The organism is Paenibacillus sp. sgz302148, assembly GCF_056120465.1.
Genome location: NZ_JBVYOJ010000003.1, coordinates 304,834 through 318,287 on the forward strand (window position 1 = coordinate 304,834; position 13,454 = coordinate 318,287).

Below are 13,454 nucleotides of genomic sequence, written 5' to 3' on the forward strand. Positions count from 1 at the left end.
TCGTTTATTTCCAATCGCTCAATCGAATGATGTTGCCGTCGGGGTCGTACACGTTAAACGCCCGCCCGCAGCCCCCGCTGTCACGATACTCGCCGACCTTGATGCCCATAGAGATTAGCTCTTGCCGCAGCTGTAACAGATCTTGATGCGGATCGATTTGCAGCAGCAAAAAATGATGCGGCTCTCCTTGGACAGTATATCCAAGGCCGCCGTTATCCGCTTTGACAAGCACGAGCCGCGGCCCGGCAGCGACCGGATCGACGAATGTAATGTCCCACTCGTCCTGAATCGGGTACGGGTTGCACTCGCGATTAATGAATAAACCGAGCTTATTAACGTAAAAATCAACCGCGCGAGGCACGTTCGTCACCGGAATTTCTACGCATAACGTAGATTGGATACGGCTTCGTTCACGGACCTCAGGACCGTTAAACGACAAGTCGACTTTATATACTCCGTCAACGTTACGCCTCCACGGCTCAGGCCAACCTCCCCAGACATGAAGCATATTCCCGTCAGGGTCGTAGGCATGAAAGCCGCGCCCGCAGCCGCCGGCGTCCTCCAGCTCGTCGGTCCGCACCCCGGCTTCCTTCATCGAACGGTATAGCTCGTCAAGATGCTCGACTTCGAGCGTCAAAGCCGACATCTCGTTGCCGTTCGCCTTGGTATAGTTCAAAGTCGTCCGCTCAGCCGTCCGGATTAGAAAGATCGTCTGATCGTCGCTGATGCGAAGCTGCGCTTGGTCTGCCGATGCCGGACGGAGCAGTTCCATGCCGAAATACTCGATATACCAGTGTGCCGAATCTTCCGCATGGGTGACGGGAATATAGATGCATTCAATACGTTTCACTTTAGTCCGTCGATTCGACTGTTTGACTTGATCAACCTGATTCACGATGAAAGTACCTCCTTTTTTATCACTCTAATAAATAGATGCCCGCTAGGGGTGTTAAACTGACTTCGGATATAAAAAAGTTCAAACTTTTACCCCGACAACCCGGACCGGCGTTCCATCATAATCGACAAACGTAAAACCCGCGCCTAATTTTTCTCCGGATCCCACCTCGGTACCCGCACCTCCGCCGGGATCAATACTGGTATCGCCACTGGCAGCCGTACGGGCAACTGCACCCGTTACTGCACCGGTATCGACACTGGCACTGGCATTGGCATTGGCAACAGCACTGGCATCGGCACCGGCAACGGCACCCACAATGGCACCGGCATTGGCATTGGCATCGGCACGAGCAACCGTACCCGCTCCCGCTCCCTCCTCCGCTCGCAAACCGACTCCGTTGCTTGCGAGCGCTACTGAGCTAGTTCCGACTCGTCTATGTATGTTCCTAACTGATACCGCATTATAACTTGCTCTTGCGTCTGCAACTGCATCCGGGGCTGTTTCTTTACCTGCGCCGGATTTGTATTCGATATCTGTTCCTGACCTTGCCCATTCATCCGTGCCCGATCTTCCCCCTGCTGCCCACGCTTCCCGCTCCTTCTCGGCCAGGTGACGCACGATGCGAACGCCACTTTGCCGTACGACTCGATATGCGGCGACCACGTCCGGCACCTGCAGGCAAAGGCGCGGTTCGTCCGAGCCGCTGCGCAGCTTCTCGACGATCTCAGGTACAAGGCCCATGAACGCCGAATCGTATAGCTCAGCGGACCGCTGCGGGTTCCTCGCGGCAAGCCGAAACGGAATGGACGGTGGATACGAAGCCGCTGCGTCATTCAAGCCGGCATGCAAAGGAGGTTCCTCCCACCTCAGGCTGCCGTCATAAACAAGCAGCTGGTTATCGTCCGGATCGGCGCATACGAAAAATTGGCTGCGCGCGCCCTTCATAATGTCCGTCACGATCGCAAACTTGTGATCCACTAGTCTTTTCTTCGCCTTAAGAATATCTTCCGTCCAGATAAGGTACTGCGGACGCCAATCCGCGTGGACCAGGTCGAGCCGCGGATCCATCAACAGCAGGCTGATGCCGTCGTCCATCGGGATATCGTATATCGACCGGTTCAAGATGCCGTCATCGAGCTCCCGCTCCCTGCCGAACAAGGCGGCATACAATCGGATCGACCGCCTTAGACGGCGACTATGGACCACTTGGCCGCGATAGGCGAATCGTGCCGCGGGGAAATCCTCCCGATTATTCTCGAACGCGTGTCCGAAGCAGTATAGCGGATGAATCGGTACGAGCCCCGGCGCAGGGCCGTTCGTCCCTTTGCTGTGCAGCAGCTCCAGCAGCCGCTCGGCGCATTCAATCGCCTCGCTCTCCGCGTGACGGGCCTCTTCCAGCAGCGATACCGCATAAGCCGCTTGTTCCGGCTCGTTCGGCTGTCCGCCCGACGGGTAAGGAAACCTTTCGTGCAGCCGCATGAAGCATCCCGCAACGCAGTCGTAACGCTCGGCAATCCGGGATACAAAACCGGCAGCTCCCTCAATCCGCGCCCACTCCTGCGGAAGTCGATTCGCCCGCTGCCGCCAGAAATCGGCGCCGTACCTTCGCGCCTTTCCAACTGTCATCGCGTGGAAGGCATGGCCAAGCTCCTGGACCTCGCCGCGGCGAAGCGCGGATATCCAGGCTTCGTATGCGGCAAGCCCGTTGATGCAGCCGCCGAACGTCAGAACGTTGCCTCGCGCATGGTTGACCATCATGGCGAGCAGCCGGGTCAATGCTTTGTCCGGTGGTAGATCAAACTTGCCGTCGCACGCGAATAAATACAGCGAATTCGTTACGCCGGCAGCCAGCTTGATATAAGGAATTTTCTCGCGGCCGTCGGGATCAACCGAATACAAAACTTGCTCTTCGTCGTCGTAGCCATAGATCATCTGGCAGCCGTACCGGCTGCAGCTTGTCACCCACGCCGGAAAGCCTTGATCGACCGACTCGCGAATGACTTCCAGGGCGAACATCAGGTTGCGCGTGCGATGAGGGCTATGCGGCGCGGGCACAAAATGCTGATAATCGACGAATCGTGAATACATGCCGAAATTGAGAATGGCATTGCTCCAATACGTATCCCAGTCCCAATAAAACAAGCTTTCGATCGCGGCGTTGTGGGTCACCAACTGTAACAAAAAAGCGTACCCGCTGTAGCCCATCACGTCGGTCATCGTCATATCGGCGTGTCCGGCATAGGACACGGTATAATACAAGCAATCGATAAACGCCGCATCCGGATGCATATATGCTTGGCCCAGGATCGGCGGCTCGGCGATCATCGCCTGCCTTCGCCCATGCCTATCCAGGTGCATTCGAAGGCTCGCCCGAATGTCCAGCTCCATATGCTCGCGCTGCAGCTTCTGCCGAGCCCGTGATATCGTCTTATGCACGTTGTTCAATGACGTATTGAAGTGTTCGGCCAGTTCCGTCGGACTGATCTGCTCGTAAAAGTGCTTCTCGAAGATGAGCCTTTCCTTCGCCCCAAGGCGCGGCAGCAGCACGCTCATCAGCTCGGCCAACTCCGGCTCGACAACGCAATTCGCCGGATCGTCCGTCCAAACCCGCGTTTGGTGGGTTTGATTCCGGCGCATGAGCTCCGACAGCACCGTCTCCATATTGCTCCAGTCCGGCTCCTCAGCGGTTCCGGAACGGTCAAACGCCGAAAGCGGCTTCTCCCGCCCGTGGGGCCCGCCGCGCCGCAGCTTCATCCGCGCCGAATTGCGCACGATCGTCTGCAACCACGGCAAAAACCTGCGGACGTCGGTTAGCGTCGCCAGCTTCAGGAATGCACGCACAAGTGCTTCCTGTACGACATCCTCCGCCAGGTGCGCGTCTCGCGTAATGTTCCTCGCCCAACCGAACATCCGGTTCCGATGCCTCGTCAGCAGCGCGTTCATCGCTTCCTTATCGCCGCAGCGCGCGAGCTCGACCAGCTCTTCATCGGGCCGCTGTTCCAAACTTTCGATTAATTCGTCGTTGTACAACGCCATAGCTCCCCCAAGCGACCGTGATTATGCGAACGTATTTTCGCATTTATAATTCCATTATATCCTAACTTCTACAAGTTGCAACAACTTTTTGACAACGCTTACCTAAAATTAAAAAACCGCTGCAACTTAGGAGTACCTCCCATAGCTGCAGCGGCCCATGCCGCTCGAAACGTTATTTTTTATTCGCTTGATACCAATCGTTCGCGCCTTTGCCCGTCTCGTCCCGATGATCATCGTGTACGAAAATACCCGCATGAAATCCGACGAAGCAAACAGCTTCTCGAAATTTTTGAAGCCGAACCAAGGGCTCTTCGCCATGCCTTTAAAAATATTAAAATCTTTAAAAACGATAATAATGCCGTACATCGGCGTATATTTGAAATAACTGCCTCCTCCCGAGTCCCCATTATGCTAGCTGAACGGCCGCATCGCCGACGGGCGCAACCGTTGATCCTTCATGAAACGGGCTGAACAGACGAACCTGCTCGTACGGAGCCTGCGGATGCTCCATCCGCCATAACATGCTGTCGACCGCGCGGCTGCCGCATTCCTTGATCATGAACAAAGGGCGGGTTTCGTTGGCGACAAGCGGGAACGTAGACAACGTCATTAACGAGCAATCCTGTGGAATTTGCAATTGAAGCGTGCTGCAAGCGTAATAAATCCATTTCAAATCATAATAACCGGTCGAAATCAAGGCCGTCGGTTTGTAGCTTCGATATCGCTCCAAAAAATGCTCGGACAGCAGCTCCAGCCGTTCGGAACGTTCCAGCAGATGACGGCGGGGATCAATATCGATACCTGCTTCTCTCATTTCCAGCTCGAACGCTTCCCAGCGCAGCTTGCTGCCGCGATTTTCGCTCACGTCTCCGATATACATAATCCGCCGATGGCCTTGGCTTAGCAAATACTTTACGGCGACCCGGGTAACGTCCTGGACGTCCCAGATGACACTGTCCACCTTGTATTCCGGAAGCTTGAAGTTCAGCATGATCCGCGGCATATCAAGGCCAAGAAGCTTCTGTTCGATGAATAGCGGCGTATTCGGCGTAATAAAAATGCCGTCGGCTTCCATCACCCGGTTCTGCTCCAGCCAATCGCCGAACTGCCGATCGTTCTCGATCGTCGTCGGAACGAACAGCATGTTGACGAAATGGCCGGCTTCCGTCGCGCGTTCCTGCAAGCCCTGAAGCAATAAATAATGCGTATCCGAACCGGTCGCTTGGGTCGGGACGATAAACAAAAACCGGCGCGGCTTGACGGCGTCAGGCGCCGCGGTCCTCTCCAGCATCGCGTTCTGCTTCTGCTCCTTCGTATAATAACCGCGCTTTGCCGCATGCTCGCATACGGCAAGGCGCGTCTCCTCCGACATGCCGGGCAAACCGCGCAGCGCTTTGGACACGGTATGCTTGGTCAATCCTAACTCGCTGGCCAGCTCGTCCAATGTAATGGCTTTTTTACGCGACAAAACGCTCACTCCGAACTCAATTGAAATATGTAACCTAAGTGAAACAAAAGTGAAACTAAAATGGAGCTAGATTATTGTTTGATTTGATTATAAAATAATACACAAATGAATGTCAACTTGTCTAAGGGTGGGATCAGATGAAGGCTGAATGGAAAAGCGACGTTGTCATTATCGGAGGCAGCACAGGCGGATGCGCCGCCGCTCTTGCCGCCGCCAAGCTGGGGAAGAAGGTTATTATGACCGAGGAAACCGAATGGATCGGAGGTCAACTGACGAGCCAAGCCGTACCTCCCGATGAGCACAAATGGATCGAGCAATTCGGCTGTACCCGTACATACAGGCAATTCCGGGACGGCGTTCGTGAATACTACCGCCAGCATATGCCGTTAACGGCAGCCGCGCGGGCCAACCCGCACCTGAATCCCGGCAACGGCTACGTCAGCCGGATATGCCTCGAACCGCGCACCGCGCTGGCCGTCCTCCAGCAGATGCTGGCCCCTTACATCCATACGGGCAAAATCACCTTGCTGACGCGTTGCAAGCCGATCCACGCCGAAGCATCGGGTGACCGGGTTCAATCCGTCACCGTCCGCCGATTGGACGACGGAGAGGAACTGGTGCTGCGCGCGCCGTATTTCCTCGATGCGACCGATTGCGGCGACCTGCTGCCGATGGCCGGAGTCGAGTATGTCACGGGGGCCGAATCGAAGCAGGAAACCGGCGAGCCGCAGGCTTTGGCCGGCGACGCCGATCCGCAAGACATGCAGGCGATTACGCATTGCTTCGCCATGGATTATATCGAGGGCGAGGATCATACAATCGAGAAGCCGCGCGATTATGAATTTTGGCGCAACTATCAGGCCGACTTTTGGCCGGGCAAGCAGCTTGGCATGCTCGTTCCGCATTACATCACGCTGGAGCCGACCTTATATTCCATCTTCCCGCAAGACGGGCTAGTCGATTTCTGGCGTTACCGCCGCATTATCGATCAATCGAATTTTGTACCCGGCACTTATGAGAGCGACATTACGCTTTGCAACTGGATCATGCACGATTATTGGCTCGGCTCGATTATCGACGTTAGCGAGGAAGAGCGCCAGCGGCATCTGGAAGGCGCCAAGCAGCTCAGCCTCTCCTTCCTCTATTGGATGCAGACGGAAGCGCCTCGCCCCGACGGCGGCAAAGGGTATCCCGGCCTTCGGCTGCGCAAGGACGTCGTCGGCACGGCGGACGGACTCGCGATGGCGCCGTATATCCGGGAATCGCGCCGGATTCGGGCGGAATTCACCGTGTTGGAGCAGCACTTGAGCCCGCTCAGCCGGGGCGACCAAGGCGCGATGCCTTTCGCCGATTCCGTCGGCGTCGGCTGCTACCGGATCGACCTGCATCCGAGCACAGGCGGACGCAACTATATCGACAGCTCGGTATATCCGTTCCAAATTCCGCTCGGCAGCATGATCCCGGTGCGGGTCAACAACCTGCTGCCGGCCTGCAAAAATATCGGCACGACCCACATTACGAACGGCTGCTACCGCGTCCACCCCGCGGAATGGAACATCGGCGAATCGGCCGGCTTCCTGGCCGCATTTTGCCTCGAGCGCAACGTCACGCCGCGGCAAGTACGGAACACGGAATCGCTGCTTGCGGAATTCCAAAGCTTATTGCGATCGCAAGGCGTCGAGCTGGAGTGGCCGGCCACGCACGCGATTTAAACATAAAGAAGGTTCGAGTGATGAGCATCAAGATGCTCCCTCGAACCTTCTTTTCAATTCCGGTTCTAGACCGCTGCCGCGGCTTGAACGGCTTTTGCCGTTTGTTGCGGGTTATTTTGTTTCTTCGCGACGGCAACCGCGATTGTAATGACGAGACTGGCACCGATCACCGCAAGCAGCGTCCAAACATCCTGCGCCGTATTCGTACCGCCGAACTGCAAATTCATAATCCCTTCGACCGCGTAGGTCGCCGGCAAATATTGGCCTAGCCATTGATAGAAATCACTCAGCATTTCTCTTGGCACGATCGTTCCGGAAGTGACCAGCTGCAGCGAAAGCACGGCCATATTGAGGAACATTCCCGCCATCCCGAAGACAACCAGAAACATTTGCGCGAAGAACATAAAGGTGATTAGCGTCAGAAAATGAAACAGCCAAAACATACCGAAGCCACTCTCCATTTGTCCGCCTAACGCCGCGATGAGCGAAGACCCGGCAATCGAGATAAGAAACGCCGCAATGACAATAACGGCCGAGCGTACGGCAAGATGTTGCCCTTTCGAAAGCGCGGCTCCGATCGACTCCGAGGCTTGATGAATGTTCATCGCCATCAGCATCGCGCCGACATACGACGCCAATACGAGCATCATCGGTACCATCTGATTGTGCATGCCATGTACGGGATATAGCGATTGAACGTCCGCCCCCACTTTGTTCATTAAGCCTTGGGCGGTTTGCTCCGCTTGGTCCGCCGGCAGCTTCATCTGCGTAAGTACGATCTTGGTGCCTTGAAGCGCAGTATTTCGGTTCAGCTCCGCCGTCACGTTCGTTTCGACTGTTTGCATGACGTTTTTGGTCAGTTGCGGATTGGATTCATTCAGGACGTAAGACAGCTTCGCTTGCGTACCGGGCGTCGATAACGATTGGCCGAACTTCGCCGGAATCGTCAGAACGAGATGCACGTTCCGCCCTATCAGCTCATCCATCGCTTCATCCTTGGACGGCGTTACGATTTCGAAAGGAAGATTCCGCCGCAACTGCTGAATCATTTGTTTCCCCGATTCGCCGTCCTCATTGACGATGGCGATTTTCAGACGGTCGACCCGATCCAGCACGCCGTCATACGCCGTCATCCACACGACGCAAAATATGAGCTGGGCCATCAGCGCCACGACGACGGCCAGCGTCGTTTGCGGTTTTTTCAAATACGTTTTGAATGCATGTTTCATTTCATTGTCCTCTTTTCGTTATAAGTTATCATTGATATAGGTCAATATTAACCTATACACATTTATTGTGTCAACAAAAATATAAGTTAAATTTGACCTATATCATTTTGTTGTTATTGGAACGAATATAGATTAAAATGAACCTATGCGAAATGTTCATTGTTTACGTCGATAAGGAGTTGATTCCATGAGTTCCATTAGATTTGCGCTGCTGTCGTTATTGGCCCGTGAGCCTCTCAGTGGCTATGATATCAAGCAGCACATGAACAGCCGGATCGGCCCTTTCTGGAAGGTGGGCAGCAACCAGGTTTATCCGGAATTATCCAAAATGGAAGCCGAGGGTCTCGTCAAGCTGCAAGGGGTAGAACAGCATACGTACCGTCCTGCCCGCAAATTGTATGAACTGACGGACGCGGGGCGCGAGGCGTTAATCGAGTGGACAATCTCGCCGGGGGGCGCTGAAAATGTTCGTGACGATTTTCTGCTGAAAGCTTACAACGCCTGGCTTGTGGCGCCGGACCAAATGATCCGGCAAGTGGAGGAAATAAAGAAACAACACGAAGAACGTTTGGCGGTATACGAAGATAAAGTGGCTGAATTAAACGGATTGCTCGAATCGGCCCGAAGCGGCGATCCGCTCTCGTCCAGCATCTCCGTCGTGGAATTCGGGGTTGAATATGAGCGTTTGTATATTGAATGGTGCGATAAACTGGTCAAAAGGCTTCAGGGGTAACGAATGCACGTGAACGAAAAAAAAGAGGGCCGATGCCCTCTTTTCCTATGAAACCGCCGCTATTGCGCAATTCAGCTATGAACTTAAAACTCATATTGCACGCTGACGCTCGTATTGATCGTAATTTGCCCGGTTTGGATCGACGTGTCCGCCGCTTTTGCTTCGAATGCGACGCCGTTATAGCCGCCTCCGTACATGATCGGGTTGTAGCCTCCGCCGGATTGCTGCACACTAATGACGCCTTTCAGCTCCTTGCCTGTCGTCTTGGCGATCGCTTTCGCTTTCGTTTCGGCGTTTTTCATCGCTTTTTCGATCGCTTGCAGCTCGTATTGCTCTTGTTTCTCCGTGCTGAACTGAATGTTGTTCACGCGATTGACGCCGGCTGCCGATACCGTGTCGAGCAGCTGCCCGATTTTATCCAACGCCCGGTAGGTGACTTGAACTTGGTGGTAGGCAATATAACCGACCAGCTTCTGTCCGTCTTTCTCCGTGTACGTGTACTCCGGCTGCACGTTGAAGGAAGTTGACTTTACGTCCTTCTTATCCAGCTTGTAGTCTTCCAGCAACGTTTTGTTCAGCTTGGCGAACAGCTCGGCATTTGCCTTCTGTGCTTCGTTTGCCGTTTTGCCTTTCGTCTCGATGCCGAAATTCAGATAGGCTACGTCCGGCTCCACCGTCACTTCCCCGTTGCCGGACACGCTAATGACGCGTTTGTCCGCCGCCGTTCCTTCCGCCTTTGCCGGCACCGGCTTCATGAAGCCCCCCATCATGACCGATACGATCGCTACTGCCGCCAGCACGATGGCGATCATCGTTGCTTTTTTAACGCCGTTTGCTGCAAATTGCATTGTCGTCACCCTCCTCAAAATGGTTGAATCTGTATTTGCCATCATAGACGCAGCGCGATCTAAAATGTTGCAGCATATCCAAAAAAACGAAAAAGAGAACCCTGCAGGTTCCCCTTATTGTTCGTTCATTCCATTATAGCTTCCGGGAGGCGAATTTCCTCCCTACGGCAACAATTATTGGTTCTCCAGCTCTTCTTTGCTGACCAATACGACTAAAGCGTTTACAGCCTGTTCTGCGTCCGAACCTTCGGCGCTAATGTGAATTTCGGTGCCGGAGCTGATTGCGAGGCTCATAATGCCCATGATGCTCTTCGCGTTCACTTTCTTGTCGTCCTTCTCCACGAACACTTCGGAAGAAAACTTATTCGCTTCTTGTACGAATAATGCCGCAGGTCTTGCATGTAATCCCGTTTTTAACTTAACCACTACCGGGTGCCTTGTCATCCTATACGATACCCCCCTTACAAATTTACGCAAAAGTGTCGACGACCGAAAGCATGACTTGCTTTTGTCAGTCGCAACGTATTGAAAAACCTCATGTAACGCAGTTTTTAAATATTATAACATTTATGGCGCACAGAAACTACTAGTCACCCTGAACTGTTCCTGATTTTTTCCGCCAATTCGTCGATTTTGCGAAGCCGGTGGTTGACGCCGGATTTGCTGACCTTGCCTTTCAGCAATTCGCCGACTTCCTTCAGGTTCATGTCGGGATGCTTTAAGCGGATTTCCGCGACCTCGCGCAGCTTATCCGGCAAGTTTTCCAGCCCCATTTCCTTTTCCAGCAGCTTGATGTTATCGATTTGCCGGACGGAAGCGCCAATCGTTTTGTTCAGGTTGGCCGTTTCGCAGTTGACGATCCGGTTCACCGAGTTGCGCATGTCGCGCATGATGCGGACATCCTCGAACTTGAACAGCGCTTGGTGCGCGCCGATAATGTTCAGCAGCTCGATAATCTTCTCGCCTTCTTTGATGTAGAAAATAAAGCCTTTCTTCCGCTCGATACATCTTGCATTGAGTCCGAAACGGTTGGCGAGCTGCACGAGCGCCTGGCAATGCTCCTCGTACATGGAGGCGATCTCCAGATGATACGACGAACCCTCCGGGTTGTTCACGGAGCCGCCGGCCAGGAAAGCGCCGCGCAGATACGCTCTCTTGCAGCAGTTGTTCTTGATGATATGTTTATCGATACCGGTGGTGAACATAAAGCCTTCCGACACGATATGCAGATCGGACAATACATCCTCCACTTTGTTCGGGATTCGCACAATGTAGACGTTATTTTTTTTGAGCCGCATTTTTTTGCGCACGAGCAGCTCGGTATGCAGTTGGTACGTTTTTTTGATCAGCGAATAAATCCGCCGGGCAATCGCCGCATTCTCCGTCGAAATGTCCAGCACAACCTTGCGATTGCTCAGCTGCACCGAGCCATTCATCCGAATGAGCGCCGAAAGCTCCGCTTTCTCGCAGCACGCATCGGCTTCGACCAGCGTCAGTTCCTTTTTCGTTTGTGCCGCGAAAGACAACGGACTCACCTCTTCTTATTCATCCAGTCCTCCACCAATTGATAAATGTGGTGACTTAGTTTTTCCGCGTCATGCCGCAAATACGTCCGGAATAGCACCAGACTGTCGGCGATGACCTGGTAGCCGCGTTTTGTCACCTCATCCAAATCGAGATGCACGGCCTTGGCGCCTTTTTCGGCGTATTTATCCTGCACTTGCGGCGGGATTTCTCCGTCATTCACGATGACGTAGTCAAACAAATGATGCCCGATATGGCGGTAAACCGCCTTCAAATGATCGCTGACCGAATAATTGTCCGTTTCGCCCGGCTGGGTCATCACGTTGCAGACGAATATTTTGACCGCGTCCGATTCGACGATCGTTTGCGCCAGCTTCGGCACGATCAGGTTCGGAATAATGCTTGTATATAGGCTCCCCGGTCCGATCAAGATCGCATCCGCTTCACGCAGCGCTTCGACGGCTTCTTCAAGCGGTTCGACGTCAGCCGGCTCGATGAACACCCGTTTGATCGGCAGCCCGGCCTTCGGAATGCTCGATTCGCCGGAAATGACCGTACCGTCATCCAGCTCGGCTTTCAGCACAATGGCTTGACCTGCGGCGGGAAGCACGCGCCCGCGCACGGCAAATACCCGGCTTAGCTCGCGGATGCCGGTGACGAAATCGCCGGATATATCCGTCATTGCCGCCAATATCAGGTTTCCCAAACTATGCCCGGCTAATCCGGCGCCGCTGTTGAACCTGTATTGCAGCAGCTCGGTGAGCAGAGGCTCCACGTCGGCAAGCGACGTCAGCACGCTGCGAATATCACCCGGCGGCGGCATCTGCAGCTCGCTGCGCAAAATGCCGGAGCTGCCGCCGTCGTCGGCCACGGTGACGATCGCCGTAATGTCGAGCGGCTTTTCCTTGAGCCCCCGCAGCATGACGGACAGTCCCGTCCCCCCTCCGATCACGACGATGCGGGGACGTTTGATGCCTTCAGTTTTCGGCACAGTATCCTCACCTCTTAGTGTCGGTCTTTTTCCGCATCTCTATGGTGTACCCGCACTTGTTCCGTTTCGCTTGAGCCGATCATTTTGCCCAAATATTCGGCGATGGCGACGGAGCGATGCTTGCCGCCGGTACAGCCGATGCCGATGACGACCTGGCTCTTACCTTCCTTGCGATATTGCGGAATTAGGAAATTCAGCATATCGAGCAGCTTCACCAGAAACGTCTGCGTCTCCGGCCATTTCATGACATAATCGTACACTTCTTGGTCTTGGCCGGTATTCGGGCGCAAATGCTCAATGTAATGAGGATTCGGCAAAAAACGAACGTCATAAATCAAGTCCGCATCGATCGGGATGCCATACTTAAAACCAAACGAGGTGACGTTGATCGATAGGATATTCTGCTCCAGATCATTAAAACGCGAAATGATCTTTTCCTTCAGCTGCGCCGGCTTGATGCTGCTCGTATCGATAACCTGCGTCGCCCAGCCCTTCAGCTCCTCCAGCAAACGGCGTTCCATCATGATGCCGTCAAGCGGCATGCCGTCCGGAGCGAGCGGATGGCGGCGGCGGCTTTCCTTGTACCGCTGCACGAGCACCGAATCGGTTGCATCCAGAAACAAAATTTCGTAATTCAACGTATAGTTGTCTTTAATATAGTTCAAAGATTCCGAAAGCGCCGTGAAAAATTCCCGTCCACGCAAGTCGATCACGAGCGCGACTTTGCCGATTCTGCCTTTCGACTGCTCGATCAGCTCGGCGAATTTCGGTATGAGCACCGGAGGAAGGTTATCGACGCAGAAGAAGCCGAGGTCCTCCAAGCTTTGCACGGCGATCGTTTTGCCTGCCCCCGACATGCCCGTTATGATAACCAGCTTGGCCATGGCCATTCTGTCTTCCATGCAAATTCCCTCCCTGAATTGTGCGGGCAGCAAGCGCTCGCAGCAATCACGCTTATGGAACATGCCCTTTGGATGCCGAGAAAGGGCATATCTTTTTCAGCGATGTGAAAAAG

The 13,454-nt window shown here is 54.1% G+C and carries 11 protein-coding genes; 2 read left to right on the forward strand and 9 right to left on the reverse strand.

What is annotated here, in order from left to right; translation table 11 throughout:
* Positions 1–4: 4 nt before the first annotated feature.
* The 3 genes from AC0LWM_RS06745 to AC0LWM_RS06755 form a co-directional block, all read right to left on the reverse strand.
* On the reverse strand, positions 5–895 hold the full coding sequence (locus tag AC0LWM_RS06745; protein WP_474674141.1) for a VOC family protein: 891 nt from the start codon (positions 893–895) through the stop codon (positions 5–7).
* Between the two features lie 81 nt (positions 896–976).
* Positions 977–3,928 (reverse strand): RNA polymerase sigma factor, encoded by a 2,952-nt coding sequence (locus tag AC0LWM_RS06750; protein ID WP_474674142.1) that lies wholly within the window; start codon positions 3,926–3,928, stop codon positions 977–979.
* 412 nt (positions 3,929–4,340) lie between these two features.
* Entirely contained in the window at positions 4,341–5,402 is a 1,062-nt protein-coding gene (locus AC0LWM_RS06755; protein WP_474674143.1) for a LacI family DNA-binding transcriptional regulator, read from the reverse strand.
* A 137-nt stretch (positions 5,403–5,539) separates the two neighbouring features.
* Here AC0LWM_RS06755 and AC0LWM_RS06760 point away from each other — a divergent pair, with 137 nt between their 5' ends.
* A complete protein-coding gene (locus AC0LWM_RS06760) occupies positions 5,540–7,114 on the forward strand; it encodes an FAD-dependent oxidoreductase (RefSeq protein ID WP_474674144.1) in 1,575 nt (524 codons plus the stop codon).
* A 65-nt stretch (positions 7,115–7,179) separates the two neighbouring features.
* On the opposite strand, the gene AC0LWM_RS06765 is transcribed toward AC0LWM_RS06760, so the two are convergent.
* Positions 7,180–8,343, reverse strand: coding sequence for a YhgE/Pip domain-containing protein (locus AC0LWM_RS06765; protein ID WP_474674145.1), 1,164 nt, complete (start codon positions 8,341–8,343; stop codon positions 7,180–7,182).
* 187 nt (positions 8,344–8,530) lie between these two features.
* Between AC0LWM_RS06765 and AC0LWM_RS06770 the strand changes: the two genes are divergently transcribed.
* Positions 8,531–9,076, forward strand: a complete 546-nt coding sequence (locus AC0LWM_RS06770) for a PadR family transcriptional regulator (RefSeq protein ID WP_474674146.1) — start codon at positions 8,531–8,533, stop codon at positions 9,074–9,076.
* 83 nt (positions 9,077–9,159) lie between these two features.
* Here AC0LWM_RS06770 and AC0LWM_RS06775 read toward each other — a convergent pair whose 3' ends face one another.
* From AC0LWM_RS06775 to rapZ, 5 genes are all read right to left on the reverse strand, one after another.
* The gene (locus tag AC0LWM_RS06775) at positions 9,160–9,924 is read right to left on the reverse strand and encodes an SIMPL domain-containing protein (RefSeq protein WP_474674147.1); all 765 of its coding nucleotides are present in this window, start codon (positions 9,922–9,924) and stop codon (positions 9,160–9,162) included.
* 174 nt (positions 9,925–10,098) lie between these two features.
* Positions 10,099–10,368, reverse strand: coding sequence for an HPr family phosphocarrier protein (locus tag AC0LWM_RS06780; RefSeq protein WP_474674148.1), 270 nt, complete (start codon positions 10,366–10,368; stop codon positions 10,099–10,101).
* Positions 10,369–10,514: 146 nt separating this feature from the next.
* Positions 10,515–11,450 carry a DNA-binding protein WhiA gene (gene whiA / locus AC0LWM_RS06785; RefSeq protein ID WP_474674149.1) on the reverse strand — a complete coding sequence of 312 codons (936 nt, stop codon included), beginning with the start codon at positions 11,448–11,450 and terminating at the stop codon, positions 10,515–10,517.
* A 5-nt stretch (positions 11,451–11,455) separates the two neighbouring features.
* Positions 11,456–12,439, reverse strand: a complete 984-nt coding sequence (locus tag AC0LWM_RS06790) for a gluconeogenesis factor YvcK family protein (protein WP_474674150.1) — start codon at positions 12,437–12,439, stop codon at positions 11,456–11,458.
* Between the two features lie 14 nt (positions 12,440–12,453).
* Positions 12,454–13,341, reverse strand: a complete 888-nt coding sequence (gene rapZ, locus AC0LWM_RS06795; protein ID WP_474674151.1) for an RNase adapter RapZ — start codon at positions 13,339–13,341, stop codon at positions 12,454–12,456.
* Positions 13,342–13,454: the final 113 nt, after the last annotated feature.